This is a genomic window from Martinezella calliandrae, from assembly GCF_030272695.1.
GTDB lineage: Bacteria > Pseudomonadota > Alphaproteobacteria > Rhizobiales > Rhizobiaceae > Rhizobium > Rhizobium calliandrae.
In genome coordinates this window covers 99048-124501 of record NZ_JARFYN010000011.1, presented here as the reverse complement: position 1 = coordinate 124501, position 25454 = coordinate 99048, and the positions used below count along the sequence as shown (strand labels likewise).

Sequence of the window (25454 nt, the reverse complement as noted above, 5' to 3'; positions counted from 1 at the left end):
GGCGTTATGTTTATGCATCTGTTTCCATCAACTGGTTGCGACCAGCCGCATAGAAGAAAAACATTGAAACTTTGATCCGTGCACCAATGCCGTGCCCGACTGTTGCGCATAAGGAAATCGCTTCGGCTCGAAATGAGAATGCGATATGTTCCGGATTGGCGGCTCCTAGAGTTCGCATTTGTGACATGAACCGGGGCGACGATGATGGTTTTGAGTGATCGACAAACACCGGCCACCGCCGAGGCTGCAGTACCGCCCGCCTATGATGCTGCGGCCTTTCTCGCGGCCATTGTCGAATCTTCAGATGACGCCATTGTCAGCAAGAGCTTGTCCGGCATCATCACCACATGGAACAAGGGTGCCGAGAGAATTTTCGGATATACCGCAGAAGAGGCAGTAGGCCATCCCATCACAATCGTCATTCCAAAGGACCGTCTTGATGAAGAGCCTGCAATTCTCGCACGCATTCAAGCCGGCGAACGCGTCGATCACTTTGAAACGGTAAGACGTCGCAAAGACGGTAACCTGATCGACATCTCGTTGACAATTTCACCGATCAGGGATGGCAGCGGCAAAATTATCGGAGCATCGAAGATCGCCCGTGACATCTCCGAGCGGAGGCGCGCGGCCGAACATCGCGAACTGCTCCTTCGGGAAATGCATCACCGTGTAAAAAACCTGTTTGCGGTCATCGGCAGCATTATTTCACTCGCCGCCCGGACCGCCGCCACGCCCGGCGATCTCGCCTCGAGCATGAAGGAAAGGCTCATGTCTCTGGCCCGCGCCCACGAGATAACATTGCCGAGTCTAGCCGATCATTCCGTTGAAGATCCGCCGGCCACGCTGCTTCAACTTCTGGCGAATATCCTTGCGCCATACGGCCGAGACGACCGCCGGCAATGGGAGCTCCACGGGGAAGACGTCGAAGTAAGCCGGGCGAAGATCACCAATATCGCGCTCCTGTTCCACGAGTTCGCGACGAACGCGGCAAAATACGGAGCGCTCTCCGTCGACCACGGATCCGTCGATATCACGTCGGCTATCTCAGCCGACGCTATCGAGTTGGTTTGGCGGGAAGCGAATGGACCAACGGATGCGGGGCCAGTTCAGGCTTCTGCCGGCTTTGGAAGCGTCCTGGAGAAAAGGATAGCGCAGAGCCTCAGCATTGATATCGAGCGCTCATGGACTCCTGGAGGACTATCCATTCGGCTTTTGCTTCCGCGCCTCGCAATCACATAAATTTCCTGGCCTGGCCGGCAACCTGTTTGTGTCCAGCCGCACCGAGATGAGCGCGATCGTTTTTCTTTTCGGAGTTCATCAACGCATCGAGCCCGTTCCTTCGCGATATGCTGAACGTTCCTTAGCGTCCTTTCATTCTATCTCGCAAAATATCGAGGCCACTCCGGTATTTCTCAGCGTCACCGCCGGTTTGCTCAGCCTGCCAGAGATTGTCCTCAAGGTCGGCTCGTTTGACAGGAAGGGCCAAAGCATTGGACGCGGCCCGCCTGATGAACTCCGCGTCGGACTCATCCGAACGACGCGTCAAAGCGTCCACGGCAGATATGATCGCCGATGGGAAGCCTTCTTCCTTCAGTCGGTCGAACGTCCACCCCCTCCCCTTCTCAACAATATCGTGGAGATAGGCGATTGTTTGTGCCTCCTCACCGGAAACGAGAAGTGCAACCCGCTGACAATGCTCAAAGTAGGGCCGACCGATCTTGTCTGCTTGGCCTTCATGTGCCTCGAGTGCGACGTGGATGGCATGATCGAGATGTTGCATTGCGATCACGCCCCCTGGGTCTTCTTGATTTTCTGTCGCGGTGACTTTTCGGCGGCCGTTATCTCCAACTTTCGCGTAGCGGATTTGGCAGACCGTTTGTGCCTGAGCTTCTTCTTGGCTGGATGAGATGTCCCGCTATCCTGATCGAGGTCACCATTCTCTCCTGCGCCCTGGAGCAGCGCCGCCTCATCCCGATCAATCTCATCCAGAGGCCGTTGCGTCATGCGATGACCGGTGTCGCCGTTTAATTCGTCACAGGCTTGTTGCCAGTGCCGTGCGTCGGCCCCCTCTGGGCGCCCCTCGCTCTCCCAGATTGCGTAAGCGCGAAGGCGGATCTCCTCCTGCTTGTTCGCGGCCATGATGCTTTCCTCCCAGCCAGATGGGCTTGCTTCGACAAGATGTAGGGAGAATTGCAGTGGCGTCGATACGCTCAGTCACCGGTTCTGAACGCTTGTCCAAATCTCACGATTCATGCCCGTCGCGTCTGAGGCCTCAAACCTTCAGATCAAAACTGCGCGCCAGATTTTTTGGCTTAGCGCGTCGATTGAAATCAGGAAGTAAAAAACACAAAATCTGCCCCACGTACCCGGCCCCGTCGGCCCGAAGCCAAGTGAAGAACGAAGACGGAACGCGGATTTAGGCGGCCTGCTTCACACGTCTGATTGCTCATCGACGCTCACCGTGCTCGATAAACAGTCATCCTGGAAACACTGAGATCACGCGCGACGCTGGCTTTGCTGGCGCCGGCGGCAATGCGGCGTCGGATTTCATCGTCGTCAATGTTTATCTTCCGGCCCTTATAGACGCCTTCGGCTCGTGCCGCCTCGATCCCGGCGCGCTGGCGGTTGTCATGACCACCTCCATGGGCATCCTATTGTGCCGCAACTTAACAAACGCGCTAAGCACGACAAATGTTTGGCGTTGGAAAATTAAGCACGTTGACCTACAAAGCCTGCTGGCAGCCGGGGGGCATCCCTTCTCAGGCAAACGGCATCGCGTTCATGCTATGCAATTAACAACGGTTTGCTGCTGCTTAACGCTTAACGCGGCGATCTCTGAGAGCTTTATGTTCGGAATCGCTGGTTTAAAGGTTTAAAGTTCTGCGGTATCAGTGGTCTTGAACAATCCAACTGGCGACCCGTTGATCGCAGACACGATGTTCGAAGCCTAGCTGGTTGGAATAGTGTCAGCCCATTCCTGCGCGCCATGAAGTACGCGGAGAACACGAACTGCCGATTGCGTTACAGCATAAGCTGCGACGTATGGAGTATCACCAGTTCGCGCGTCCCGGCAATTCTGCCAACACGACCACTCGCCGGAAAATCAATTAAGCGACGAGCAGCCGCGACGATCCGTTCGTCGACCATGACGGCAGCTGAGGGATTATCCGCCTCGATAAAGGTGAAGATGGCGTCTCGATCTGATAACGCAATCGCTGACCAGGTAAGCTTCACGACTTGCGCGCCGCTGCTTTAAGGCGCGCTGCCGCTCGCCGTTTCTCGAAATGAGCCTCGACTTCATCATCCGGAACGTCCGGTCGCGTGTCGTTCAGCGCTTCAAGGACCTTGCTGCGAAACCAAGCATCGTGAGCTTCGCTGCCTGATATAAGTTCGAGCGGTAATGCTCCCTCGTTCGCCGTCCGGGTGAGTAGGATACGAACTGCGTCCGACACTGTAAGACCCATGCTCTCAAGCACCGCAGAGGCGCGATCTCGAACTTCAGCATCAATGCGAGTTTGAACGAGTGCGTTCGAAGCCATAGTTATCTCCAACTAATAGGCTAGTCGTAATGCATATGAATTACAAAGTCCACAGAAGATCTCCGCGCGCGCCACGCCGCTGCGTTCTACGCCTTGATGAGAATCGAACAGCCGTTCACCTAGAGAATGACTTTGGTGCAGCAGCAATTTATTTCTGCAATGACAGCGAGTACCGGGTATGCCGACGTTCTCCCGTGCGCGTAAGTGCACCGATCTCCACGAGTTGCTGAAGGTCGCGTGTTGCTGTAGCGCGGGATGTGTCTGTGATCGAAATGTAGTTTTCGGCACTTAGCCCGCCCTTGAAGCCTGCCGTGCCTTCCTTGAAGATGCGCGCGACTACCTTTTCCTGCCGCTCGTTCAGCAGGCCTCGAAAACGATCATAGAATTTTGCTTTCTGAATGAAGAAATCTATGCGCTCAAGCGTCGCCCGTTGAGCATCCAGGATAGTTTCTGAAAAGAAAATGATCCAGTCGGTGATATCAAGCGTGCGCTGGTGACGCTCAAGCTCGGAATAGTAGTCCTTCCGGCTCTTCTCGATTGTGAAGGCGAGTAAAATGAGGCTTGGCTGCCCTATGTTTTGCGCCAGGGATTTCTCAGCGAGCGCGCGCCCAATTCGGCCGTTGCCATCCTCAAATGGATGTATGCTTTCAAAGTAAAGATGGCCTACTGCTGCGCGCGTCAAAGCTTGAAGCGACGTTTGGCCATCTGGCCCGGATTGATTGAACCATGCGATGAAAGTCTCCATCTCAGCGGTAACCTGGCGAGACGAGGGAGCCTCGAAGTGGATTGTGGGCTTGTCCAATCGACCTGACACAATCTGCATGGCGTCTTCATGCTTGCGGTAAGCACCAACCGTTTCAATATATCGATTTCCGGCCATTAGCATTGAATGCCAATGGAACAGTCCGTCATGACTCAGCGGCCTATGCCAGCTGCGATAGACATCCGCCATCATCTCGGCGATCCCCCGCTCTTGGGGGCGGACCTGTCTATCATCAGTGTTTAGCCCGAACTGCTGGCGGAGTGATGACTGTACACTCACGCGGTCCAGAAATTCCCCCTCAATCTCTGAGGTCCTGACCGCTTCGTCGCTCAGCAACTCAATGCGAAGTTGGTTGCTGTCGTCATCGTTGAAATGCCGAACAGCACCGATAACCTCGCCGGCAGACTGCAAGAATTTCTGCTCCAACGGTACCAGGCTTGCGGTGTCGTACCTGAAGTTTGGCCAATCGGCGTTCTGCCAGTTCCATTTCATGAGTTATAGCCGCCCTCTCTATAACTCATAATTATTCCAAAAATGAGCTATTGCAAGCCCCATCTATCGCTCAGCACCACAATCTGCAGCTCACCATTCATGCAGCGGCGATCGATGTATAACCATTTACCATGAACATATTTTGTTAACGGGCGCTCCCTATTTCCGCTCGCCCTCGGCATTGACGCCGAGAGAAACGAAATGAGCATGACCAAACACGACCTTTCATCACGTCATTTTCAGCGAAAAATTTCGGAATTCTGCGAGCTGCGTATCGCTCCAATCGCATCCAGGCGAGTGTTGGAGAATATACGGCCTTATCTGGCCAGTTTGATTATCTACCGGAAATCGCCACCGCTTCTGAATGGCCATATCGACTGGACGACGATCGGTCAGGCCTGTGAGATCGCAGCCGAGTTGACGGCAGAACTGAAAAAGCAGCTCCGGCCGAGCCTGGATGCAATCATCCGATGGCTCGGCGCACCACCAGCGGCCGAAGAACGACGGCCGCCAAAGCCGACAGTTCGTTCGGGCAAAATGGCGCCCGCCAAGAAGGCAGCTTCCGCACGCGCAGCCAGACAGCCACAACGCGCGGCGACCGACGGCACCTTTGTCCGGTCTGCGTCAACATCGCGCGGCCCTGCACCAAAACCGATAAGCCCTTTCCCAGAAGCAGCCGGATAAAGGGCCTCACGCTTTACGAGTTCATCTGCAGACGATGGACTTTGGAGCCGGATCGTTTCACCATCGATCCCATCCATCAAATGCCGGGACTAAACACCTATCGGCGATATTGTCGAAGCAGATGGCACCGCACTAGTTAAGCAGCTGGTTGAAGAATGCAGCGCGGTCGCCACCGCCAACGGTCATGACCCGGCTCCGGAAGCGAAGCAAAGAACGCTCGCCATGTTGACGGCGAAGGGGTCGCCTATGACGGCGTCCATGCTCAGGGACATCGAGTCGAAGGGACGCATCCAAGCAGACCACATCATCGGGGACTTGATCGCTCGCGCTCCTCGTAGTGTTCAGACGCCGGTCCTGCATACAGTGTTTGTCGGTCTCAGAGCGTACGAGGCGCGACGGGCGAGAGAGATCCCATAAAACCCTCAGCAGGACTGCCGAATGATGGACCGGCCAGATGACGTCGCGGCAATCGACGCCGGCGAAGGGATTAGGCACCCCGCCCCAACCGCATCAAAAAGCCTGTTGACATTACGTTGATATCAACATATGGTGCCGACGTGGGAAAGACATTGAACTTCGAAACGAGACTGCTGGTCAACCGGAGCTGCTTTGGATTGAATATCCAGAGGGCGGCGCGGGTGACTGCACGAAAATTCGACGAAGCGTTTCGGCCGCTCGGCATCAATCACTGGCAGTTTGCCATGCTGATGGCGTTGAATGTTCCGAGTGGCCTAATCATTTCGGAGCTTGCGCATCTACTGGTCGTCGACAGGACTACCATTACCGCGAATCTGAAACCGCTTGAGCGGGCAGGCTTTCTGACCATACGAGTGGATGAGGATAATATCCGTTCGAAGCGAATTCAGCTGACACAGAAGGGGTTAGATGTGCTGGATGCCGCCCTCCCCATCTGGGCGGACGTCAATTCGGAAATTGCAGGCGCCGTGGGCGAACAGGCATCGGAGACCCTTCTTTCCGGCCTCGCCGTGGTGACCAATGCATGAGTGACGCATAGACATATCGCCATACGTTGATATCAACTATACAGGATCAAAACCATGGCAGTCACGCGCATTTATACGTTTCACCCGGCCAACGGGCTTGCCCTTGAGCTCGCAGAGCCCGGCAAGGTTGAGGAAGAGGATCGCCTTCTCAACCCGCTTAAGCTCACCAATGGGCAATTGGCCACCCTTTTCATCGTCGATCTGCTCTCTACGGCAACCTCAGCCGACATCGCCTATGCACTGGTGATGGACGCGACAACCATTCGCGCCAATGTCGACACGCTCCGCAAGTTGCAGGCCATCGAAACTATCAAGCATGCGACCGTGGCCAGGGCCGATGCCATCAAGCTGACCACCTTCGGACAACTTCTGCTCGATACGGGGCTGGACCTCTGGCGCGCAGCGCATACCCGACCTGCGGCCAGTGGGGCCGAGGAGTTTGACGCTGCACAGACGAAGGCCCCCCTCATTTGAGTCCATACGTTGATATCAACCTAAAAAAGAGAGAAGCAATGAAAATCATTACTGACTATGTCGGCCAGTCCGGCAGGCATCCGCACCACAACCCCTCACTCGATCGCCTCGGGGCGATGGCTCTGGCATCGGTTATACTGACTGCCTCAGGATCAGCACTTGCCCAGGACCAGAACGATCCCCGGCTGAAACCCCCCATGGTGCAGACGGCCATCGTCGAGAAAGCGACAGAAAACCAGCGCGCCTTTACCGGCATCATCAAGGCGCGCGTCGAGAGCAATCTCGGCTTCCGGGTCGGCGGCAAGATCATTGAACGCCTTGTCGATATCGGACAGCAGGTTAAGCAGGGCCAGCCGCTGATGCGACTTGACGACACGGATCTGAAGCTCGCGCTGCGGGCTAAGGACAACGCGGTGATGTCTGCCAAAGCATCTCTCACCCGTGCTACGGCCGACGAACAGCGGTACAAGCGGCTGCTGGTCACCGGTGCCGCCTCGCAACACGTTTACGATCAGGCCAAGGAAGCCTACGATGCCGCTGTTGCGCAACTGGATGCAGCCACCGCCGACGCCAATTTTGCCAGAAATGAATCGAGCTACGCGGTTCTTTATGCCGATGCCGATGGCGTGGTGACCGATACATCAGGCGAACCGGGTCAAGTTGTTGCCCCGGGGCAGACGACCGTCAACCTTGCCCATAGCGGCGAGCGCGAGGCGAGCGTCAATCTTCCCGAGACGGTCCGCCCGGCACTCGGATCAGTGGCAACGGCAAATGTCTATGGCTCGGACAATACCGAGGTTACCGCACGCCTGCGGCAACTGTCCAATGCAGCCGACGCTGCAACCCGCACCTTCGAAGCTCGCTATGTGCTTGAAAGCGCCGCAGAGATCCCTCTGGGATCAACGGTCAAGATTACCATCAATACAGCGGCGGACACGCAGGAAGCCAACGCAGTACAGATCCCGGTGGGCGCCATCTGGGACAACGGCAAGCAGACCGGCGTCTGGCAGGTCAGCGGCGACACCGTTGCCTTCAAGGCGATCCGATTGCTCAAGATCGGGCAGGAAACCGCTGTTGTATCAGGGCTTTCAACAGGAACGAGAATTGTCGCCGTCGGTGTCAACCTCCTAAGCGACGGTATGGCCGTCCGCTCTTTGAACGATAAGGTGGCCTCCAAATGAGCAGCTTGAACCTCTCGGCACTCGCCGTTCGCGAACGCGCCATCACCCTCTTTCTCATCATCGCCATCGGCTTTGCCGGTGTCTATTCCTTCTTCAAGCTGGGGCGGGCCGAAGACCCCCTCTTTACCATCAAGCAGTTTACGGTCGCGGCCGTCTGGCCGGGCGCAACCGCAAAAGAAATGCAGGATCTCGTTGCAGAGCCACTGGAAAAGCGGCTGCAGGAACTGCGCTACTACGACCGGGTCGAAACCACCGCGCATGCAGGTTCGGTCTATATGACGGTCAGTCTCCTGGACAGCACGCCGCCCGGCGAGGTACAGGAACAGTTCTATCAGGCACGCAAGAAGATGGGCGACGAAGCCCATAACCTGCCCTCTGGCGTCATCGGTCCGCTGGTCAATGACGAATATTCCGATGTCAGCTTCGCGCTCTATGCCCTCAAGGCACCGGGAATGCCGGAGCGTCAGCTTGTTCGTCAGGCGGAAGCCCTGCGCCAGGAGATGCTGCATGTTCCGGGCGTGAAGAAGATCAATATCCTGGGAGAACAGGCCGAGAAAATCTTCGTCGAATTCTCCTATGAACGCCTGGCAGGCCTCGGTATCAGCCCGCAGACCATCTTCGAGAGTCTCCAGTTGCAGAACAATGTTGCACCTGCAGGCTCCATCAATACGAATGGTCCGCAGGTCTATATCCGCGTCGACGGCAATTACGACGACCTGCAGAAGATAAAGGATACGCCGCTCGTGGTCGGCGCCCGCAACATCAAGCTCTCTGATGTCGCAAACGTCTCCCGTGGCTATCAGGACCCGGCCACCTATGTCATCCAGCATCAGGGGCAACCGGCCCTCATGCTGAGCGTTGTGATGCAGGATGGCTGGAACGGTCTGGTCCTGGGCGACGCGCTGGAAAAGAAGGCCGGTGAACTCGGCGCATCCCTGCCGCTGGGTGTGACGCTGGAAAAGGTCACGGATCAGGCCGTCAATATTGCCGAAGCCGTTGGCGAGTTCATGCTGAAGTTCTTTGTGGCGCTGGGCGTGGTGCTGTTCATCAGTTTCATCAGCCTGGGCTGGAGAAGCGGCATTATCGTCGCAGCAGCCATCCCGCTGACCCTTGCCATCGTCTTTGTCGTGATGACAATGACTGACCGCGTCTTCGACCGGATTACACTCGGCGCACTCATCCTCTCGCTCGGCTTGTTGGTGGACGACGCCATCATCGCCATCGAGATCATGGTGGTGAAGCTCGAGGAAGGAATGGACCGCGTTCACGCCGCCGCCTACGCCTGGAGCCATACCGCAGCGCCGATGCTGTCCGGCACTCTGGTCACTATTGTCGGCTTCATGCCGGTCGGCTTTGCCCGCTCCAGCGCCGGTGAATATGCCGGCAATATCTTCTGGATCGTCGGTTTTGCGCTGATTGCCTCGTGGCTGGTTGCCGTGGTCTTTACCCCCTATCTCGGTGTCAAGCTGCTGCCCGATATCAAGCCTGTTGAAGGCGGCCATCACGCCATCTACGACACGCCGAACTATCGCCGGCTGCGTCGCCTGATTGGCTGGTCGGTTCGCCACAAGTTCGCGGTCGCGTCCGTGGTGCTGGTGATGTTCCTGAGCGCTGGGGCTGGCATGGGTTTCGTCAAGAAGCAGTTCTTCCCGACGTCGGACCGCCCGGAGCTGTTGGTCGAGGTTCAGATGCCGGAGGGCACAAGCATCGAGGCCACCCAGCGCACGACGAAGAAGGTCGAGGACTACCTGAGAAGCCAACCGGAAGCCAAGATCGTTAGCTCCTATATCGGGCAGGGCGCACCGCGCTTCTTCTTCTCCTATGCGCCGGAATTGCCGGATGCGTCGTTTGCCAAGATCGTCGTGCTGACGCCGAGCCCGGAAGCCCGCGACGAACTGAAGCTGCGCGTGCGTGACAAGATTGCCGATGGGCTCGCACCGGAAGGACGCATCCGCGTCACGCAGCTGGTCTTTGGTCCCTACTCCCAGTTTCCGGTGGCATTCCGGGTGATGGGACCGGATCAGCAGCAGGTCTCGGACATTGCCGACAAGGTCATGACCGTGATGCGCAGCAACCCGCATGCCCGCACCATCAACCGCGACTGGGGTGAGCGTGTCAGCTCTGTGAAGTTCGTCTTCGATCAGGAACGTCTGAAGCTAATTGGTCTTTCCCCGGTGCAGGCCGCCCAGCAGCTGCAATTCCTGCTGACCGGTGTGACCGTCACCGATGTGCGTGAAGACATTCGCTCGGTGGATGTCGTTGCCCGCAGCGAGGGCAAGGAGCGGCTCGATCCGGCCCGGCTGGGTGACTTCACACTCGTAACGGCGGATGGTAAGCCGATCCCGCTCGACCAGATTGGTCATACGGAAATTGTGCAGGAAGACCCGATCCTGAAGCGGCGCGACCGCACACCGACCGTTATCGTTCGCAGCGACGTACAAGAAGGCATGCAGCCGCCGGATGTCTCGGCCGAAATCAGCAAGGCCTTGCAGCCGATCATGCAATCCCTGCCGAACGGCTACCGGATCGAAGTGGGCGCGGATGTCGAGGAATCCAACAAGGCCAATGTAGCGCTAGTCAAGATCTTCCCGATCATGATCTTGCTCACCATGCTGGTGATCATGATCCAGGTCCGGTCCTTCTCCGGCATGGCCATGGTTCTTTTGACCGCCCCGCTCGGACTTCTGGGTGCCGTTCCGACCTTGCTGTTCTTTAACCAGCCTTTCGGCTTCAACGCCATCCTTGCCCTGATTGGCCTTTCCGGCATCCTGATGCGTAACACGCTCATCCTGATGGAGCAGATCAAGGACAATATCGCCGCCGGGCTGGATGATTATCATGCCGTCGTGGAGGCAACCGTGCAGCGGTCGCGTCCCGTCATCTTGACCGCACTCGCAGCCGTGCTCGCCTTCATTCCGCTGACGCAATCCGTCTTCTGGGGTGCGCTTGCCTACACCCTGATTGGCGGTACCGCCGTCGGCACGGTCATCATCCTGATGTTCCTGCCGGCACTCTACGCCATCTGGTACCGGGTAAAGCCAACAGAACCGGCCCGGCATGCGAACATCGAGACGGAGGAAACAGAAGAAGGGAGCGAAACCCCGCACGCCGCCGCAGCATAAGACGAGCAGTCGATAAAGAAGCAGGCCCCGAACCATTCGGGGCCTTTCGCATGTCCAAAGCGAGTTGATGTGGACGCATCTCCAGCGCCTGGATCAAGCGGCTGCGGGAGAGCACCCGGAAAATAATGCTGGCATTCTCGGGGCAGAGTTTGATCGGTTACGCTGGACCTCCCGGCCCGGCAATTCCACAACTCACGAGGAGACTGCACATGAGCACTATAAACATCATTGGATCAGGCGGCATGGCCGCGGAACGACAGCGGATGCTCATCACGTCACCTCAACACTGCTGGGAAAGACGATATGCCGCTTGGCGATCAGGTATTTCAGTTCCTGAAATGTCGCGGGAGGATGATTGTCTCTATCCTGTTCCAATGGCCTTCACCTTACAAAGAGCCGGTGTTCGGCCGTTTCGGCGCGACCGGATAGGTATTAAGGGCGGCATGGCCTCCTCGGTGGCGATGCGCCAATGTGAGGACATCGGCGCATCGCATTTGTTGGCAGAATTACTAGTCGACCTGCATGGGCCCGCCCGTCTGCCAGCTCACGGTGGCCGCCTCCACCAGCTTCTGGGCGTGAAGTCCGTCAAGCCCACCGGGCCGCACAGACCGATTAAGTGCAAAGCGACAAATCCCATAATTCGATTGCAACTCGCGAATATTTTCAGTTGTTGCAGTTAACGGCTACAGGCATTGTCTTAGCCAAGATAGAAGATGTAGCCATAGCCAGCCAAATCGTTCACTTCGCTGGACTGTCGGATCGCGATCGCAAAACAACGTCGCCGCTGCCGAAACTCGGCGCGGGCGACAGGCTGGAACTTCACGTTCGTCGTGAAGGCGGGAAAGAGCAGACCCTCTCGATACCGCCGTCGGCCGCCGCGGCAGTTGAGGCGCTTTTGGCGCACATGCTGCGCGGCGAACATGTTGCAGTGCTGGCCGAAGACAAAGAACTGAGCCCGACCGAGGCGGCAGCTATTCTCCGTATCTCACGTCCCCTCGTCGTCCTACGCATGGATCGCGGCGATCTGCCATTCCGCTACGTGGGCAAACACCGCCGCGCTCTTCTAAAGGACGTGCTCGAGCTAAAATCTAGGCTTGACGTTCGTCAAGCGGCGCTTGACGCCCTTGCCGAAGACACCGAGGACTTGATCGAGACCCATGGCCTCTAAACCGCCTGTCGTTTCTTAGATGCCTGCGTCCTCTATCCCTTTCGTCTGCGGAATATCCTGATCCAGTGCGCCTTCGATGGCTTGGTCGACGCGCGCTGGACCGACGATATTCATGGCGAGTGGATGCGGAATCTTGCTGCCAACGGGGTTGCCCATTGAACGCCTGGAGCTCAGCCGCGACCGTATGAATGCCGTCCTTCCGGATGCGGACCTAGTGAGTTATCGGCCGTAGATCGAGGATCTTGAACTACCCGACCCGGACGATCGGCATGTGCTCGCCGCTGCGATTGCAGGAAAAGCCTCTTTCATCGTCAGGATCGGTCCAAAAAGCAATATTCATGGCGCTATCGTCTCGTCTTCCGCTGGCCGTGACGTCGAATCCTCCCATAGCTCCGCGTGGGCGCTGTCATGACGCGACCATTGACTGCCTGCTCCTGCTTTCGAGCAGGATCGCGATTGCTGTGTAAACAGCCGCCAGCGTCCACAATATCAAGAAGGGTTGGCGAACATCCGGAATGGAGGCGCCCATCTGTGCGACAGCAACCATCCCGTTTATTGCTGAGGTGCTTGGTAGCAATGTTGCCACGACATGCAGGAAGGGGGGGATTGCTTCTGTCGGCCAGGAAAAGCCCGCCAGAAACAAGAACGGTATCCCCAGGGAAGCCGATACCAGTTGCACGGTCAGCGGATCCCGAAACAGGCCGGCAAGCACCAAACCCAAGGCGCTGACGGCTAGCGCGAAAGGCAGGGCGAAGATGAATATCGGGAGCGGCGCTCCCAGGCGCGGAATATTGTAGAGATAGGGGAGCGCGATCAAATAGAACGACATGATGAAGGCTTCGAGGATCAGATAGGCGAGCAGCTTCCCGGCAACGACTGCCACGGGGCCTCCCGATGCCGCAATTTCGGCGCTGAGTTCATCGTTTCTGTAGGTGCCGAGCAACCCGACGCCAATCAAGAGTGTCTGCTGAAGAATTAGAACGAAGGCGGCGGGGAGGATATAGGTTGCATAGCCACCCTGAGGGTTAAAGAGCGTCACCGCTGTCAACGGCATTGGGTCCGCAGCCGCCGAGGCAAGCACAGGATCCACCCCGGCGGCAATGAGCCTCGCCGTCTCTACTTCAGCACCCATGGTACGGGCGACGGCCGTCACGCCACCGGATAAGCGCTGATAGATCAGGAAGTAGCTGGCATCGATATAGAGCGCGATCGGGGATTGGCGACGATGCAGCAAATCCCGCTCGAAATACTGCGGGATAACCAGCACGCCATAGAGATTGCGTCGGTAGATATCTTGCGTTGCGCTGGCTTGGTCGGGAAAGACGGCGCGGATAGCGACGTCGGCTGAGGCGTCCACGCGTCGGGCAAGTTCGCGGCTGCTATCTGTCCCGTCGAGGTCGACGACCGCGATCGGCACATCCCGCAGTGCCTCGGTGCGATAGGGCTGAGGATAAAACCCCGCGTAAATCACCGATGCGACAATGAGGACCGCAAAAGCCGGCTTCAGCGAGAAAATACGCGCCACTTCGATACGGCAGACTATCAGGACCGCCTTCATTCCGGAGCTCCATCGGCTGCAGCTTGCTGAGTGGGATGAGGCTGCCGACGTACGCGAATCCCATCCAGTTTCAGGGCGGTGAGGCTCGCAGACAGCAGCATCATGAAAAGAAGGACGGCAATCGGCGTCCAGGAGAGATAGAGCGGCGTCCCTCTTATGGTTTGATCGATGCGCGCCATCAGATACCAGGTGCCTGGGATCATCTGCCCCCAGTAATAGGCAAAGGCGTTCATGCCGATCCTTGGAAACCCGATCCCCATGAAGCCGAAGGCCGGCGCCATGAGCAAGGTGCCGATGCTGATGGCGCTTGCCATTGGCCGAAGCAGCAAGGCAAGCAGCACGCCGATGAACTGGTCGGCAAGGATAAAGAGGATTCCGGCCAGTATCAGCAGATAGCGATTGCCGCGTAAGGGCATGCCGAGGACGCTGAAAAGGACCCAGTCGGCGATGCCGAGGACCACCAAGAAAAGCAATGTGTAGGGCAAGATCTTGCCAGCCATCGCCGGCCATAAGCCGCCGCCCAGACGCCTCAGAAGGCGGAGACGATGGGAGGTCTCGACGTCAAGCCCTACGGCATAAGCCATCGTCGTCACGACGATAACCTGCAGGACGCTCGGCAGCAAAGCAGCAAGCAGAAAATGTGCGTAGTTGAGCGTCGGGTTGAACAGCGGATTGACCTGGACAGGGATCGGCGCCAGCGCGGCTTGCGCCGCCTCCAGCGGCTGCCCCTCCGCCGTGCGCAGCGAAAGGCGAATGCCCGCGGCGACCGCCGGGACAGCTGAATTGACGCCGCGCAATACGAGGTTGCCCGATGTCATCGCTTGTGTGTTGTAGAAGAAGACGACTTCTGGCCGGCGTCCGCCATAGACGTCGCGCTCGAGGTTTCGTGGCAGCATCAATAGACCGCGTACATCGCCCGACAGGATCAGTTGCCGGCCTTCGGCAAGATCGCTCACACGACGCGCAACGCCCGTATCCGGTGTCGCATCGACCGTGCGGATGATCGTCCTCGAAAGATCCGTGCCGTCCAGATCGAGCACCGCGATCGGCAGCCGCGTGGCAAGCCCGGCGCTGAAAACGACGGCAAGCACTCCCATCAGCAACAGTGGCAGGACGGTGGTGAGGAACAGTAGGAGTCGCCGGCGCGAGAACCGGTCAAATTCCCTTCTGAAAACAACGAGGAAGCCGGGGCGCAGCCGCCCTTTCGCCATCATCTCAATGCCCCGCGGGTGGCCAGGACGCGATCACACTCATGCCGGGGCGCAAGCCCGGCACGGGGTTGACCGGGTTCGCCCGCACCTCGAAGGTACGCAGGTCGAAGTCGCCGGTCGCTCGCGTGGCTCGCCAGGTCGCATACTGGCCCTGCGCATTGATCGTCGTGACCTTAACGGGGATCTTCGCGTCGCCCATGGCCGGCACCGTCACATCGAATCCATCACCGACTTTCAGGCCCTTCAGCAGGTCCTCGCGCAAATTAAACGTGAACCACGGGTTCTCCAGGTCGATCAGCGAAAATAGCGGGGCACCCGCCGAGAAATTCTCACCGAGTTCGGCCACGCGCGTCGTCACCTGGCCGGAGATCGGTGCGTGGATGGTCAATTCCGAAATGTCGACCTGTTGCTGGTTGAGTGAGGATCTTGCCCGCTCGACCTGGGTCGCCGCCAGCGCCTTTTCCTCCTGGCTGGCTCCTGCGACGGCGAGGTCGAGGTTGGCTTCAGCCGACTCGCGCTTGCGGATCGCGGCTTCGAGGTTACGCGTCGTTTCGTCCACGCGTGATTGCGAAGAGGCGCCTGTCGTGATCAGCTTTGCCTGACGATCGAAATCCTCCTGGTAAAGCGTGACGTCGGCGGCGGCGGCGGCCAGTTCGGCCTTCCGGGCGGCAATAGTTTCAGGCCGGGTGCTGTTAACCCGGACAAGATCCGCTTCAGCGACGGCAAGAGCAGCCTCGGCCATATGCAGCCCCGCGACGAGCTGTGGGCTCTCGAGTACCGCGATTACAGCGCCGCCTTGGACATTGTCACCGACATCGGCGTTGAGTGTTGCAATCCGTCCGGAAACACGCGGGCTGATATCGACCCGATTGGCCGACACTTCACCTTGAACGACAAGTGGCGGCGGTCTCGTCGCAAACCAGAGAAGCACGCCGAGGCCTGAAAGCAAGGCTAGCCCGATGATGATGCGGATGATCCTGGCCATGTCTGCTGCCCCTGGCGGATGTGGTTGCGATATCCGGATTCTGACGTTGCTCAAGCGTCGGTGCATGATGCGCCCATTGCTCGCTTGTCAACGGGCATTCTCTACAACCATCAAGACGTTCATTTTTTATTCATCTCCGTCTTTGGAGGTGGCGGAATCTTTCTAAACACGCTGTAGTTGATCGCGGTATGAATCAGCGTCAGCGGGAATACGAAGAGGCCAACGCCCCAGAACATGAAAGCGAGGCTCGAATGGGGCGCTGCGGCCGCGTCGATCGTGATCGAGAACGGGATCATGTACGGCCAGAAGGAGATGGCGAGCGTCGCGAACGCTGCGGCGAAAATCAGGGAGACCATCGGGAATGGTACGCGGTCGCTCCGACGCTGAATGCCGGTGGCCAGCCTGATCGCGGCCACTGCCCCGACCGCGGGAAAGACGAGGAGAAAGGGCCGCTCGACCCACCGGTCCATGATACGGAGGTCTTTGAGAAGCGCGAAGGCGAACACAGCGAGCAGGAACACGAACAGCCCAATCGACAGGCGAGGAATGAAGCGATGGGAAAGATCTCGGACCTCACCGTCGCATTTTCGCACAAGCCAACTCGCGCCCAGCAGGCAATAGCCGACACAAAGGCCGATGCCGCAGAGTATCGAGAAGGTGCTCAACCAACCGAACTCTCCGCCGGAATAGCGGCCATTGGCGATGGGAACACCCTCAACCAACGCACCGACGGTCACGCCCTGCATGAAGGCGGCAACGAGCGAACCCACGGCAAAGCTCGCATCCCAAAGCCACCGCCAGCGACGCGTTCTGTGCCGGAATTCGAAGGCCACCCCGCGCAGGATCAGCCCAGCAAGCATGAAGAGAAGCGGCAGGTAGAAGGCAGACAGAAGGGTCGCATAGGCGACCGGGAAAGCGCCCCAGAGCACCACGCCGATGGCGACGAGCCAAGTTTCGTTGCCATCCCAGACCGGGGCGATCGCGTTCATCATCGCGTTGCGGTTCGCATCGCTGGCTGCTCCGGCACTGAGTATCCCGACGCCAAGATCGAATCCGTCGAGGAGCACGTAGAGCAGCGTGACAACGGCGAGAAAGGCGACCCAATAGAGGACCATTATGATTCTCCGTCGGCGAAGCGGCGCACATCCGCCAAGGTCGAGGGATCGACCACAGACATCGGACGATTCGGTACGGCATTAGCCGGTGGCAGCGCAAGTCTGCCGACGGGACCGACGCGGAGCAGTCGATAGATATAGAGGACGCCGAAAGAGAAGATGAAGAGATAGATCGCGCAGAAGACGATGAGCGATATTGCCGCCGTACGCGTCGTCAGGAATGGCGTCAACGCATCCGCGGTGCGCAAAACACCGTAGACGGTCCATGGCTGACGGCCGACCTCTGCGGTAAACCAGCCCGTAAGGATGGCGATATACGGCAAGGGGAAACTGAGAAAAGTGCACCAGAGCAGCACGCGACTTTGCTCAATGCGATTCTTGACGCTGAGATAGGTGCCAAGCCAGGCAAGCAACAGCATGACCATCCCACAACCAACCATGATGCGGAATGCGAAGAACGTGATTACGACAGGCGGCCGGTCCTCAGCCGGAAATTCGGTCAGGCCGACTTCCTTCGAGCTGAAGCTCATGCTGCCGAACAGGCTTCCAAGGACCGGGATGGATATCTCATAGCGATTGGCTTCCGCACGCTCGTCAGGAATGGCGATCAGCACTTCGCTGGCGGGCTGCTCGGCGTGCCAGCGACCTTCGATCGCAGCAAACTTGGCTGGCTGCCTGTTGTGGACGTAATCGCCTGTGAGGTGGCCGAAGAAGAGCTGCAACGGCATCAGGACGGCCGCGAGATAAAGGCCCATGCGGAGCATGACACGGGCTTCGGCATGGAATTCGCGACGCAGCAGGTACCAGGCTCCCGTGGCGGCAACGCAGGACGCGCCGGTCAAATACGAAGCGAGCAGCATGTGCGGGAAGCGCACCCAGACGACCGGGCTGAAGATGATCGCGCTCCAGTCGGTCGGCGCAAAAGCGCCATTCTGGACGGCATAGCCGACTGGCACCTGCATCCAGCTGTTGTTGACCATGATCCAGAAGGCGGAGAAAGTGGTGCCGACAGCGACCATGACAGTCGAGAACAGATAGAACCATGGGGTCACGCGCTGCCGGCCGAACAGGAGCACACCAAAGAAGCTCGCCTCGAGGGCAAATGCCGTGAAAGTCTCATAGGTCAGGAGCGGTCCCTGGATCGGTCCCGAAAGGCGTGAGAGCTCGCTCCAATTGGTGCCGAACTCAAAAGCCATGACGATGCCGGACACCACGCCCAGTCCGAAAGCGATGCCGAAAATCTTCAGCCAGAACTCGAACACAGTGCGGTAGGCCGGCCGGTCGGTCGCCAGATGGAGCGCCTCGAGCACGGCCAGCCAGGCGGCCAATCCGATCGTGAAGGACGGGAAGACGATGTGGAACGAGATCGTGAAGGCGAACTGTAGTCTCGACAGCAGCAATGCCGTAAGTTCCATCGCTCGCTCCTGTCGCCGCTGATTGATCTCTGCCAGGCCACGATCGCGCTTGGCGCTGGCGGCCCTTCGGCACATGAAAGCCGGTTCATATGTGCGAGGCTACTGGCGCGGCCGACGCATGTCTTTCCTGCGTCTGCTGTCACTTTGACAGTTCTTGCGGGATCAGGATTCACGCAGGACATCGGCCGGTAGTGAAGAGTGTGCAGTTGACGCCGCCTGCAGGACGCCGTGGATGGCGGTTATCAGACCGGAGGCGGATTATCGAGCATTGCGCGTGCCTGGATGAGTTCAGGAGTACCGAAGACTTCGGGGAACCGACTGTAAACCGGCCTGACCAGATCGCGCGCCTATTCGACGGCCAATGCCGACAGGAGAGCTTTTGCCTCGAGCAAGTCCGGAGTTGCAAAGCCTTCGCGGAATTGCCCGTAGGCCCGCAGGAGCAACTCGCGAGCTTCGACCACCCGACCACCCCCCTGCCAGAGCCGTGCCAGGTTGGTCGCGGCTCTCAATTCCCATAACAGTGCGCCGTGATTGCGGGCCAAGTCCAGTGAGCGGAGGAACAGGTCTTGTGCAATTTCGTCGGAGCCTGCACCTCGGCTGATCTCACCTTTGATCCGAAGAAGTTCGGGCAAATACCAGACCTCTTCATGGAATTCACAATACGCGATTGCCTGGTCCACGGTGTGAAGAGCCTCGGTGATTTCTCCCAGGCTTGACTGACCCTCTGCGAGTGCGCCCAGGAAGTGCGGATATGGCGGGGTGACGACCTTCGTTTCAACATTGCCGAAAGCACTCCGCACCAACCGCACGCCTTCCTCCGTCTCGCCCCGCATGAGGTGGAAGACGCCACGGTAGCCGCGTCCTTCAGCTTGCCAAAATGACAATCCTTGCATCACTGCACGTTCCAACAATAAGATGAACCGCTCAGCTGCCGCAAGGTCACGGGCGAACAATGCAACCGGACACGCTTTTGCAAGAACGTTGCACTGGGTGGTGGCGTGATCGATAGTCAGCGCTTCGGCCACGCCTCGTTCGAGCATTTCCATTGCCTGTTCTGGCAAGCCCTGAATGCAGAGTACCCGTGCAAGAGTGACTCGTGCCGTTACCCAGGGATCGAATTGGAAACGAGCAATGTTGTCATATCGAAGTGCGTCATCCTGCAAGGCAAGCATGCGCTCGATGTGACGGCGAGCAGCCGCGTGATCGCCGATATAGTGTCGGACAAATCCTGTCATGCGCTCGCCGATGGCGATATCCACCGGATCGCCAGATCGAGAAGCCAGGCTTCGAAATCTTTCGGCGAGGGATAACGATTCGCGAAATTCTGCGTTAATATTCCGATCGGACCAAAGCCCCCAGAGGACGCGCAGCTGATAGTCGTCATCGCCCACCGCCTCCGCGATCGCGAGGGCCTTTCGGAGGCACGTTGCGGCTTCTGGTGCTGCGCCCTTTGTGAGCATAGCGGCGAAGCCAAGCGCTCCATAGAGCTTCATTTCAAGTGGCCCATCGACAGCTCTCTCCGGCCCCAGAACCCCGAGCGCTTGCTTCACCCGCGAGCCGCACTCCGCGACCAATGAGAGACGCATCCATAGCGGAATCGCGGCAACAACCAGTTCGATGCCGAGCTCCGTATTGCCTGTCGGCGAGAAGGCCCAATCAAGTGCCGAGCGCACGTTGTCAATTTCCTGGGCGTAGCGAGCCAAGTGTTCGGTCGAGGCCGACTCAGAGGCGATCGGAGTGGCGCTACTGACCTTCAGCATCTGGATTGAATAGTTCGCATGCCGGGTCGCAATCGAGCGGTGCTCACCGCTGGCAACCAGTTTTTCCAACGCATAGGCGCGCGTCGTATCGAGCAGTCGGTAGGATGCTCCCCAGGAGTCGATGCGGGCTCCGATCAGCGACTTCTCAACGAGATTGCCCAACGCATCAGTGGCGTCTGGCTGGCTAGTGCCGTCTTGCTGCGCCACCGCCAGCGCTGCTTCCAGCGTGAAGCGCCCCACAAAGATCGCCACGCGCCTCAGAATGGCGCGTTCGATTTCGGAAAGGAGGTCGTGGCTCCAGTCCAGCGTCGCCCTCAACGTCTGGTGCCGTGGACTTGCCGCTCGTCGACCGAGCTTCAGTAGGTCGAGGCGTAAGGCCAGCTTTGCCGCAATATCGCGCACGCCGAAGATTGCAGCCCTGCCGGCGGCGAGTTCGATCGCCAGCGGGATGCCGTCGAGCCTGCGGCAGATTTCCGCCACAAATGCAGCACCACCCGAGCCGAGCGCAAGGTCGACGCCGCGCGCGCCGACCCGCTCCATAAACAGCCGTGTAGCCGGATAGGAAAGGATCTCGTCCGCAGTCTGATCAGGTTGTTCGGGCGGGCAGTCCAAGGGTTGAAGTCGGAAGACCTGCTCTCCGACGGTTTGTAACGCCTCCCGGCTGGTGGCCAGCACGTGGATGTCGGGCGCATGTTGACATATGCGGTCTGCGATCTTGGCGATCTCTTCGATGAGATGCTCGCAACTGTCGAGGAGAAGGAGAGCCCTGCGTGAGTGCAAAAACTCAAGCAATGCGTCTTCGGGATCGCCGGGCTGCGCAACAAGCCCGATTGTGGAGGCCATGGCGGCGATGACCTGGTCCTTGCTTCTGAGCACCGAGAGGTCAAGGAAAAACACTGCGCCCGCGAAGTCGATCAGCGCAGCTTGTCCCACGGCCAGGGCGACGGTGGTCTTGCCAATGCCACCTGCGCCGAGGATTGTGATCAAACGCTCCGCCCCGAGGCGGCTGCGAATTTGCAGGACGACGTCGTCACGACCGATCATCATCCCATCGAGCGGCGCCGGCAGATTCGAACTTCGGACAAGTGCATTCGTCGTGTCGGCTCCAGCTTGCTCACGCGTTACAGGTTCGACAAAGGAGTAGCCTCGCCCCTGCACATTTATGATGTATTTGCGACCAAATTGCCCAGTGCCCAGCACCTTGCGCAACGCCGACAAATGAACGCGCAAGCTGCCTTCCTCAACGTTCACGTCCGGCCATACCTTGGCAATAAGTTCGTCCTTGCCGACAGTCTCGCCCGCCCGATCGATGAGGGTTACAAGAATGTCGAACGCCCTTGCCCCGAGCGGAATTGCTTCGTCTGCCTTCTTGAGAGAGCGCTCGCTCAGGTTTAGCTCGAACGGGCCGAACAAAACTCTAGCGACGCTCCGTGACTCCGGCTGCTCAATAGCCATGACCAGCCCACCAAGGCCTGAGCGACGACTTCGCTTTCCGTCCGGCGGAATGGGCTCCCACCCATCAGTGTCAATCGAAACCTTGCCAGACATCAACCGAAGCGCGTCCTGTTTCTTTGTGATTGCGAATGCATTGTGCCGCTGCAAGGCCCTGCCTGGCGCATGGCATCGTAACGACCATGCAACGCCCTAGAACCACGACATCCGCATATTATGCGCTATGAACCGCAAATTATCCGCTATTAAAATGTACCAAGTTGTGGTGCTCATCGCGGAGCATTTCCCATGCCAGAATGAGATCAGGGGTGCCAAAACCTTCGGAGAATCGATTGTAAATAGGCCCGATCAGATCGCGCGCCCGCTGTACCTCGCCGTTGCCGATCCAGATTCGGGCGAGTTGCAAGGCTGCTCTCAATTCGTATGAAAGCGTCGATTGCTTCCGGGCCTCGGCTATCGACCTCTGAAGATACTCTTCCGCCAACTTGAGATCCGGCGCGTCCCCGTAAATGAATATCATGGCTTTCGTCAGAAGCAGCGCCGGCAGGTGGATGAGCATGTTGACCCGGCGATAGCCGGCGATCACGTCGTCGACGAGAGCCAACGCTTCTGCCCGCTCGTTCTGTTTTGCCAGGCAGAGTGCGAGTTCCACGGCGAAGTCAGACACCAGCATCTTGTAACGCCGGACCGCGAGGCTCTCCAAGGTGTCGCGCAAATACCGCATTCCCTCCGATGTACGGCCAGTTCGCAGCAGGTGCAGGCCCTTCAGCCCATGGGCTACTGTGCGATAGGGGCCGAAGGATGTCTTGTCGGCGATGTACTCGAACTTTACGAGATTGCGCTCGATCTTCTGTAGATCGTCGATCCAGAAATACAGCGACATCATCATGCCGAGTGCACTGATCAGCGTGATCGGGTGCTCCGAGCTGTCCGCTTCCTCCACGGTCGTTTCCGCATAGCACACGGCACGATCGAGATTGCCGGCCAACCAGTGCGAGCGCGTGAGGCACATGAGCGACTGGGATCGCGGGTAGAACATATATTGGCCGGCAATTGACGGCGGCTCGTGCGGCAGGTCGCGTAGCGCCTGTTCGAGATGCTTCTGCGCCAGCAGATGGTCGCCGGCAAGATAGTAGGCCGTTCCGAGCATGCAGTCGGCAATGGCAGCATCGTCCTGGTTTCCGGTTTTCGCCGCGACAGCCTCGCCCCGACGAGCAACATCGAAGGCGCCGGCGACGTCAGCGAGATGCAGGGAATACATCGACAACCCGCTGAGCAGACGCAATTGCTGGGGCGCGTCGCCGCACCGCTCGGCAAGACCCAGCGCCGTATAGAAGGCAGCGCGGATTTTCTTGCTATCTCCATAGATCAACATCAACGACAAGGCAAACGACGCATGAATTTCCACCTGATGCTGCAGGTCGCATTCCGGGGACATTCGATCGATTGCCCTCTCCATCCAGTCTCGACACTCGGCAAGGAGCGGCATGGACAGAAATAACGGCCCGGCGGCGGCGGCCAGTCGGATGGCCAATGCGTCGCTGCCGCGGGGACCGAAGCTCCAGTCGAGGGCGGCCCGGATATTGCCGAGATAGTCCTTGTAGAGCTGCGTATTCTTCCAGGCGGTGCAATCGGCCTTCAACTGATCGATCGAATAGTTCGCGTGTCGGTCGGCGATCTCGTCAAGTTCGCCGCTGTCGACCAGCTTTTCCAGGGCATAGGCGCGCGTGGTATCGAGCAGCCGATAGGATGCTCCGGGTGCGTCGATGCGGGCTTCGATCAGCGACTTCTCCACGAGGCTGGCCACAAGGTCGATGTTGTCCGTCCGGCTCACGCCTTCCCGCTCCGCCATTGTCAGCGCCGCCTCCAGCGTGAAGGGCCCAACGAAGATCGCCAGGCGGCGCAGAACCGCACGCTCGGCCTCGGAAAGCAGGTCATGGCTCCAGTCCAGCGTCGCTCTCAGCGTCTGGTGCCGCCGATTTGCCGTTCGTCGGCTGAGTTTCTGCAGGTCGAGATGCGAGGCCAGCCTCAACGCAGTGTCCCGAATTCCAAAAACTGCCGCCCTTCTGGCGGCCAGCTCAATCGCCAGTGGGATGCCGTCGAGCCGGCGGCAGATCTCGGCCAAGAACGGGGGATCGTCCGGACCGAGGGCAAGCTCGACACCGCGTGCGCTCACTCGCTCCATGAACAGCCGTGCGGCCGGATAGGAAAGAACCTCGTCGGCAGTCTGCCCGGCTTGCTCTGGCGGGCAATCCAGCGGCTGAAGCCGTAAGACGCGCTCGCCGGCGATCTGCAGCGCCTCGCGGCTGGTGGCCAGCAAATGCATGTCCGGCGCACATTGACATATGCGGTCGGCGATCTCGGCCGCCTCGTCAATGAGATGCTCGCAGCTGTCGAGAATAAGAAGAGCTCTTCGGGAGCGCAGGAACTCCAGCAATGCTTCTTCCGGATCGCCGGGCTGCGCAACAGACCCCATCGTGGACGCGATGGCAGCGACAATCTGGTCCCCGCTCCTCAGCACCGAGAGATCGACGAAAAACACTGCGCCTGCGAAATCGGGCGACGCTGCATGTCCAACGGCCGAAGCGACCGTGGTCTTGCCGATCCCGCCTGTGCCCAGGATGGTGATCAACCGCTCCGACATCAGGCGGTTGCAGATCTGCTGGACGACGTCGTCACGACCGATCATGCCGCGATAGGCGGCAGGCAGGTTCGAAAGCCTGGCAGGGCTTCGCTTATGGTCTACGCTTTCCTGGCGCGTGACAGGCCCAACAAAGGAATAGCCCCGACCCTGCACGTTGGTGATGTACCTGCGACCGAATTGTCCGTCGCCCAGCGCCTTGCGCAACGCCGACAGATGAACGCGCAGGCTGCCTTCCTCGACGGTCACGTCTGGCCATACCTTGGCAATCAGCTCGTGCTTACCGACAACCTCACCGGCTCGCTCGATGAGCGTCAAAAGAATGTCAAACGCCCGTGTCCCCAGCGGAATTGCCTCGTCCGCCTTCTTGAGAGAACGCTCGCCCAGATTCAGTTCGAACGGGCCGAACAAAATTCTAGTCGCGCTCAGTGATCCTGACTGCTCAATCGCCATTTGTCCCACCGAGACCTAAGCGATATGCCCGCCGCGCACTCGGCTCAACAGGCGCATACCGTAATTGGGTGTCGATCAAAATTTTCCCGGGCCACCACCTCGTGAACCTCCGAACCACGGGATCACCTTGTTGAAGCGTCGGCAATCAATCTCGGCACCAAGGCAAAGACATTGCTCGATTTGTCTCGCGCCGCATGGCCCCGCCCAAATGCGGACGATGCGTCTGGCGACACGGGAAGAAGCCGACGGGCGAGCACCTACACAGTAGGTGCTCATTCCAAAGGCAATTGTCAACTTGGAATCGCCGCTGTGCTGCATCGTAAATTTGCATGCCTTGAAGCCAAACCAGGCGATTGGCGAGACGACCGGCATTTTTCGACTTGCTGCACGACAAGACACAGTAAGGCATTCCTCGAATTATGAGCGATTCCACATAA

General features: G+C 58.6%; 20 protein-coding genes and 3 pseudogenes. 8 read left to right on the top strand and 15 right to left on the bottom strand.

From position 1 onward, the window contains the following. Positions 1 to 204: 204 nt before the first annotated feature. The gene (locus PY650_RS11270; RefSeq protein ID WP_285879337.1) at positions 205 to 1239 is read left to right on the top strand and encodes a PAS domain S-box protein; all 1035 of its coding nucleotides are present in this window, start codon (positions 205 to 207) and stop codon (positions 1237 to 1239) included. 121 nt (positions 1240 to 1360) lie between these two features. Here the strand turns inward: PY650_RS11270 and PY650_RS11265 are convergent, their stop codons facing one another. The 6 genes and pseudogenes from PY650_RS11265 to PY650_RS11240 all read right to left on the bottom strand — a co-directional run bounded on the left by PY650_RS11265 (position 1361) and on the right by PY650_RS11240 (position 4794). Next, positions 1361 to 1780, bottom strand: coding sequence for a metal-dependent phosphohydrolase (locus tag PY650_RS11265; protein ID WP_285879297.1), 420 nt, complete (start codon positions 1778 to 1780; stop codon positions 1361 to 1363). 5 nt (positions 1781 to 1785) lie between these two features. Then, positions 1786 to 2139, bottom strand: a complete 354-nt coding sequence (locus tag PY650_RS11260; protein ID WP_285879295.1) for a DUF2934 domain-containing protein — start codon at positions 2137 to 2139, stop codon at positions 1786 to 1788. Between the two features lie 317 nt (positions 2140 to 2456). Continuing rightward, the gene (locus tag PY650_RS11255; protein WP_285879336.1) at positions 2457 to 2567 is read right to left on the bottom strand and encodes a helix-turn-helix domain-containing protein; all 111 of its coding nucleotides are present in this window, start codon (positions 2565 to 2567) and stop codon (positions 2457 to 2459) included. A gap of 380 nt (positions 2568 to 2947) precedes the next feature. Next, positions 2948 to 3234 (bottom strand): annotated as a pseudogene (locus PY650_RS11250) (type II toxin-antitoxin system RelE/ParE family toxin). Further along, a complete protein-coding gene (locus PY650_RS11245; RefSeq protein ID WP_007815759.1) occupies positions 3231 to 3539 on the bottom strand; it encodes a type II toxin-antitoxin system RelB/DinJ family antitoxin in 309 nt (102 codons plus the stop codon). Before PY650_RS11245 ends, PY650_RS11250 begins: the two are co-directional and overlap by 4 nt. A gap of 148 nt (positions 3540 to 3687) precedes the next feature. Continuing rightward, on the bottom strand, positions 3688 to 4794 hold the full coding sequence (locus PY650_RS11240; protein WP_285879294.1) for a Fic family protein: 1107 nt from the start codon (positions 4792 to 4794) through the stop codon (positions 3688 to 3690). 201 nt (positions 4795 to 4995) lie between these two features. Between PY650_RS11240 and PY650_RS37125 the strand changes: the two are divergent. The 6 genes and pseudogenes from PY650_RS37125 to PY650_RS11215 all read left to right on the top strand — a co-directional run. Further along, positions 4996 to 5469, top strand: a pseudogene (locus tag PY650_RS37125) (hypothetical protein); the annotation flags it as partial. Between the two features lie 108 nt (positions 5470 to 5577). Beyond that, a complete protein-coding gene (locus tag PY650_RS37360; RefSeq protein WP_432761518.1) occupies positions 5578 to 5895 on the top strand; it encodes a ketopantoate reductase C-terminal domain-containing protein in 318 nt (105 codons plus the stop codon). Between the two features lie 152 nt (positions 5896 to 6047). Next, positions 6048 to 6482 (top strand): MarR family winged helix-turn-helix transcriptional regulator, encoded by a 435-nt coding sequence (locus PY650_RS11230; RefSeq protein WP_285879293.1) that lies wholly within the window; start codon positions 6048 to 6050, stop codon positions 6480 to 6482. Positions 6483 to 6536: 54 nt separating this feature from the next. Continuing rightward, entirely contained in the window at positions 6537 to 6956 is a 420-nt protein-coding gene (locus PY650_RS11225) for a MarR family winged helix-turn-helix transcriptional regulator (RefSeq protein ID WP_285879291.1), read from the top strand. A gap of 38 nt (positions 6957 to 6994) precedes the next feature. After that, positions 6995 to 8137 (top strand): efflux RND transporter periplasmic adaptor subunit, encoded by a 1143-nt coding sequence (locus tag PY650_RS11220; protein ID WP_285879289.1) that lies wholly within the window; start codon positions 6995 to 6997, stop codon positions 8135 to 8137. Further along, positions 8134 to 11259: an efflux RND transporter permease subunit gene (locus PY650_RS11215; protein ID WP_285879287.1), complete on the top strand. Its 3126-nt coding sequence runs from the start codon at positions 8134 to 8136 to the stop codon at positions 11257 to 11259. The genes PY650_RS11220 and PY650_RS11215 overlap by 4 nt, the downstream gene beginning before the upstream one ends. Before the next feature lie 509 nt (positions 11260 to 11768). On the opposite strand, the pseudogene PY650_RS11210 reads toward PY650_RS11215, so the two are convergent. After that, a pseudogene (locus PY650_RS11210) lies at positions 11769 to 11873 on the bottom strand (inositol 2-dehydrogenase); the annotation flags it as partial. A gap of 107 nt (positions 11874 to 11980) precedes the next feature. Here PY650_RS11210 and PY650_RS11205 point away from each other — a divergent pair. Then, on the top strand, positions 11981 to 12427 hold the full coding sequence (locus tag PY650_RS11205; protein ID WP_432761517.1) for a helix-turn-helix domain-containing protein: 447 nt from the start codon (positions 11981 to 11983) through the stop codon (positions 12425 to 12427). Positions 12428 to 12442: 15 nt separating this feature from the next. Here PY650_RS11205 and PY650_RS11200 read toward each other — a convergent pair whose 3' ends face one another. The 8 genes from PY650_RS11200 to PY650_RS11165 form a co-directional block, all read right to left on the bottom strand. Then, positions 12443 to 12583: a hypothetical protein gene (locus PY650_RS11200; protein ID WP_285879284.1), complete on the bottom strand. Its 141-nt coding sequence runs from the start codon at positions 12581 to 12583 to the stop codon at positions 12443 to 12445. 250 nt (positions 12584 to 12833) lie between these two features. Continuing rightward, positions 12834 to 13985, bottom strand: coding sequence for an ABC transporter permease (locus PY650_RS11195; protein ID WP_285879283.1), 1152 nt, complete (start codon positions 13983 to 13985; stop codon positions 12834 to 12836). Continuing rightward, positions 13982 to 15199, bottom strand: coding sequence for an ABC transporter permease (locus PY650_RS11190; RefSeq protein WP_285879282.1), 1218 nt, complete (start codon positions 15197 to 15199; stop codon positions 13982 to 13984). The genes PY650_RS11195 and PY650_RS11190 overlap by 4 nt, the downstream gene beginning before the upstream one ends. 1 nt (position 15200) lies before the next feature. Further along, positions 15201 to 16181: an HlyD family secretion protein gene (locus PY650_RS11185; RefSeq protein WP_285879281.1), complete on the bottom strand. Its 981-nt coding sequence runs from the start codon at positions 16179 to 16181 to the stop codon at positions 15201 to 15203. A gap of 119 nt (positions 16182 to 16300) precedes the next feature. Next, a complete protein-coding gene (gene cydB / locus PY650_RS11180; protein WP_285879280.1) occupies positions 16301 to 17296 on the bottom strand; it encodes a cytochrome d ubiquinol oxidase subunit II in 996 nt (331 codons plus the stop codon). Continuing rightward, positions 17296 to 18711, bottom strand: a complete 1416-nt coding sequence (locus PY650_RS11175; RefSeq protein ID WP_285879279.1) for a cytochrome ubiquinol oxidase subunit I — start codon at positions 18709 to 18711, stop codon at positions 17296 to 17298. The genes cydB and PY650_RS11175 overlap by 1 nt, the downstream gene beginning before the upstream one ends. A gap of 347 nt (positions 18712 to 19058) precedes the next feature. Next, positions 19059 to 21926 (bottom strand): ATP-binding protein, encoded by a 2868-nt coding sequence (locus PY650_RS11170; RefSeq protein ID WP_285879278.1) that lies wholly within the window; start codon positions 21924 to 21926, stop codon positions 19059 to 19061. A 232-nt stretch (positions 21927 to 22158) separates the two neighbouring features. Further along, on the bottom strand, positions 22159 to 25017 hold the full coding sequence (locus PY650_RS11165) for an ATP-binding protein (protein WP_285879277.1): 2859 nt from the start codon (positions 25015 to 25017) through the stop codon (positions 22159 to 22161). Positions 25018 to 25454: the final 437 nt, after the last annotated feature.

Bases quoted from the DNA above. Each gene is read 5' to 3' on its own strand.
- PY650_RS11165 (WP_285879277.1), bottom strand. From the start codon at position 25,017: ATGGCGATTGAGCAGTCAGGATCACTGAGCGCGACTAGAATTTTGTTC.
- cydB (WP_285879280.1), bottom strand. From the start codon at position 17,296: ATGGTCCTCTATTGGGTCGCCTTTCTCGCCGTTGTCACGCTGCTCTAC.
- PY650_RS11200 (WP_285879284.1), bottom strand. From the start codon at position 12,583: ATGGGCAACCCCGTTGGCAGCAAGATTCCGCATCCACTCGCCATGAAT.
- PY650_RS11195 (WP_285879283.1), bottom strand. From the start codon at position 13,985: ATGAAGGCGGTCCTGATAGTCTGCCGTATCGAAGTGGCGCGTATTTTC.
- PY650_RS11245 (WP_007815759.1), bottom strand. From the start codon at position 3,539: ATGGCTTCGAACGCACTCGTTCAAACTCGCATTGATGCTGAAGTTCGA.
- PY650_RS11225 (WP_285879291.1), top strand. From the start codon at position 6,537: ATGGCAGTCACGCGCATTTATACGTTTCACCCGGCCAACGGGCTTGCC.
- PY650_RS11190 (WP_285879282.1), bottom strand. From the start codon at position 15,199: ATGATGGCGAAAGGGCGGCTGCGCCCCGGCTTCCTCGTTGTTTTCAGA.
- PY650_RS11175 (WP_285879279.1), bottom strand. From the start codon at position 18,711: ATGGAACTTACGGCATTGCTGCTGTCGAGACTACAGTTCGCCTTCACG.
- PY650_RS11240 (WP_285879294.1), bottom strand. From the start codon at position 4,794: ATGAAATGGAACTGGCAGAACGCCGATTGGCCAAACTTCAGGTACGAC.
- PY650_RS11220 (WP_285879289.1), top strand. From the start codon at position 6,995: ATGAAAATCATTACTGACTATGTCGGCCAGTCCGGCAGGCATCCGCAC.
- PY650_RS11170 (WP_285879278.1), bottom strand. From the start codon at position 21,926: ATGGCTATTGAGCAGCCGGAGTCACGGAGCGTCGCTAGAGTTTTGTTC.
- PY650_RS11270 (WP_285879337.1), top strand. From the start codon at position 205: ATGGTTTTGAGTGATCGACAAACACCGGCCACCGCCGAGGCTGCAGTA.
- PY650_RS11260 (WP_285879295.1), bottom strand. From the start codon at position 2,139: ATGGCCGCGAACAAGCAGGAGGAGATCCGCCTTCGCGCTTACGCAATC.
- PY650_RS11265 (WP_285879297.1), bottom strand. From the start codon at position 1,780: ATGCAACATCTCGATCATGCCATCCACGTCGCACTCGAGGCACATGAA.
- PY650_RS11185 (WP_285879281.1), bottom strand. From the start codon at position 16,181: ATGGCCAGGATCATCCGCATCATCATCGGGCTAGCCTTGCTTTCAGGC.
- PY650_RS11215 (WP_285879287.1), top strand. From the start codon at position 8,134: ATGAGCAGCTTGAACCTCTCGGCACTCGCCGTTCGCGAACGCGCCATC.